Origin of the sequence: Nonomuraea sp. NPDC049141, assembly GCF_040648415.1 — a bacterium.
Classification (GTDB): Bacteria; Actinomycetota; Actinomycetes; order Streptosporangiales; family Streptosporangiaceae; genus Nonomuraea.
Map to the genome: position 1 here is coordinate 1 of NZ_JBEZDR010000107.1, position 2,887 is coordinate 2,887.

Annotated in this window: 3 protein-coding genes; all 3 read left to right on the plus strand. The window is 74.3% G+C overall.

Annotated elements, in window-relative coordinates; genetic code table 11:
* The coding region (locus tag AB0B91_RS64770) for a histidine kinase (protein WP_358342943.1) at nt 1–1,031 on the plus strand (1,031 nt) is incomplete at its 5' end.
* Nucleotides 1,028–1,810, plus strand: a complete 783-nt coding sequence (locus AB0B91_RS64775) for a LytTR family DNA-binding domain-containing protein (protein WP_358342945.1) — start codon at nt 1,028–1,030, stop codon at nt 1,808–1,810. The genes AB0B91_RS64770 and AB0B91_RS64775, both read left to right, overlap by 4 nt.
* A gap of 81 nt (nt 1,811–1,891) precedes the next feature.
* A complete protein-coding gene (locus AB0B91_RS64780; protein ID WP_357659740.1) occupies nt 1,892–2,557 on the plus strand; it encodes a DUF5701 family protein in 666 nt (221 codons plus the stop codon).
* Nucleotides 2,558–2,887: the final 330 nt, after the last annotated feature.

Here is a 2,887-nt window from a genome sequence, read left to right on the forward strand (position 1 = left end):
CGCTCGTGGGGGCGGCCGGGCTGGCGCTGACGGACCGGGAGGGCGTGCTCGCCCTCGACGGGCGGGGCGGGCACCACGAAGCGCAGTTGGTCGCGGCGGCCGGGCGGGCGGTGGCGTCCGGCCGCTCGACCGTCCTCGGCGATCCGGAGCTGCGTTGCGACCGGGTGGACTGCCCGGTGCGCGGGGCGGTCGTAGCCCCGCTGACCGGCGCGGACGGGCGTCGGGTCGGGGCACTGGTCGCGGTCGCCGACGGTCAGCCGGAGCCGGGCCTGGTGCAGGCCACCCTGGAGACCGCGCACTGGGCGGGCAACCAACTGGCCCTGGCGGAGCTGGACTCGTCGCGGGAGCGGCTGGCCCGCGCCGAGGTACGCGCCCTGCGCGCCCAGATCAGCCCGCACTTCATCTACAACGCGCTGACCGCGATCGGCTCGTTCGTCCGCACCGACCCGGACCGGGCCCGGGAGCTGATCCTGGAGTTCGCCGAGTTCACGCGGTACTCGTTCCGGGCGCACGGCGAGTTCACCACGCTGGCCGAGGAGCTGCGCTCGATCGACCGCTACCTGACCATCGAGCGGGCCCGGTTCGGCGACCGGCTCCAGGTGCGGCTCCAGATCGCCCCGGAGGTGCTGCCCGTGACGCTGCCCTTCCTCTGCCTGCAACCGCTGGTGGAGAACGCCGTCCGGCACGGGTTGTCCCGCAAGCCGGGCACGGGCATGGTGAGCATCGAGGCCCGGGACGCGGGAACCGAGTGCCACATCACCGTGGAGGACGACGGAGTGGGGATGGATCCGAGCACGCTGACCGCCGGCATCGCCGAGCTGGCCGGCGCCGCCGGGGGCCCGGGCGACGCCGCACTGGCCGGCGTCGGAGACGACCCGGGCCAGCACGTCGGGCTCTCCAACGTCGACGAGCGGCTCCGGTCGGTCTTCGGCGACGGCTTCGGCCTGGTCGTCGAGACGGGCCTCGGCTCGGGTACGAAGGTGAGCATGCGGGTGCCGAAGTTCCACCCCGGCGTACGGGCCGGCTCGTGATCGAGCGGACCGCGGAGGTGGGCACGGCCGGGTTCCTGCGGGTGCTGGCGGTCGACGACGAGCCGCCGGCGCTGGACGAGTTGGCGTACCACCTGCGGGCCGATCCCCGGGTGGCGCGGCTGCACACGGCGGGCGACGCGACGGAGGCGCTGCGGGTGCTGCGCGACGGCGACGTGGACGTGGTCTTCCTCGACATCCGGATGCCCGGGCTGGACGGCATGGAGCTGGCCCGGGTGCTGCGGCGCTTCGCCCGGCCACCGGCGATCGTCTTCGTCACCGCGTACGACGACGGGGCGGTGGACGCGTTCGACCTGGGCGCCACCGACTACGTCCGCAAGCCCGTACGCGCCGAACGGCTCGCCGAGTCCCTGCGCCGGGTGATCGGCGCGCGGGTGGTGCCGTCGCACCCGGCAGCGCTGGCCCGGGCGGAGGAGGATCCCACCATCCCCATCGAGCTGGCGGGCACCACGCGGATGCTGCCCCGCTCGGCGGTGCGGTGGGTGGAGGCCCAGGGCGACTACGCCCGCCTGCACACCGCCGACGGCTCCCACCTGGTGCGGGTGTCGCTGGCGACGCTCGCGGAACGCTGGGCGGATGCCGGGTTCGTCCGGATCCACCGCTCGTACCTGGTGCAGCTGAAGCTGATCGCGGAGCTGCGGCTGGTCAACTCCGGCTACGTCGTGGTGATCGACTCGGCGGAGCTGCCGGTCAGCCGCCGGCACACCCGCGAGCTGAAGGACAAGTTGGTCCGCGCGGCGAAGCAGGACTGGAACCGCTGACCCGGATCTTCCTCGCGGGCCGGGAATAGGCACGCGTCGTCGTACGCTGTACGGTACTCCGTACGACAAAAGGAGGCCGCCTTGTTCGACGCCGCGACCGAATTCGACCGCCAGCTCGACCGGCTGGTGGAGCTGGGCTATCCGGCCCTGGCCGAGCTGACCGAGGACGCCTTCCGTGACCTGGTCGCGCCGCTGCGCGCGGCGGCCGTCGCCGGATCGGCGGGCCTGCCCGCCCCGACGGAGGGGCGGGTGCCCTTCCTCCTGGTGGTCACCCGTGACCTGGTGCCGGTGGAGGAGCGCGTCGCGCTGACCACCCTGGCCGGCAAGCGGAAGCCGGGCATCGTCGACCGGCACTACGCCGAGGGCGACCTGCCGAAGTTCGATCCGATCAAGGAGCTGGAGGTGCCGGCCGGTCCCGCGTACCTGCTCTTCGACGTCGACCGGGGCGAGGAGACGCTGAACCTGGCCCCCGCCGCCGCCATGGAGGCGGTCACCGGCCAGGGGCGGCTGCCGCTCACCATCGACGAGGGGCTCGCCTTCGTCACCCTGCACCCCGAGGCGCTGGCGAAGAACAAGTGCTTCTCGCTGGTCGGTTCCCGCTGCGGCGACAAGCGGGTGCCGGCGCTCTGGATCAGCCAGAACGCGCCGAAGCTCGGCTGGTGCTGGTACGGCAACCCGCACACCTGGCTCGGCTCCGCCTCCGCCCGCCCGGAGCGCGTGGGGCTGGAGCACGCCGGCGCAAAGTGAGCGTCGGGGCGGAGTGGCCGGCAGCCGGTCACCGGTTCCCACAGAGTTATCCACAGGGGTGACCCGTTCTCCACAGGTTGTCCACAGGCCCGGTGGGGTGGGTCCGGTCGGGGCCGCCCCACCGGCGCGACGCCGACGGAGCGCCCTTGACAATCACGGCGATCGGGCGAGACTGCCGAGGTGGCCGCTGCCGACGATCCCGTCCCGGCGCCCCGGTCGAGCCGGCCCGGGGCGCCGGAGCACGCGGGCCGGCCCGGGGGGCCGGGGCAGCCCCCGCCACCCCACCCCCGGGCGCCGAGCGTGCTGGCCGAGGGGTCCCGCCCGGAGCAC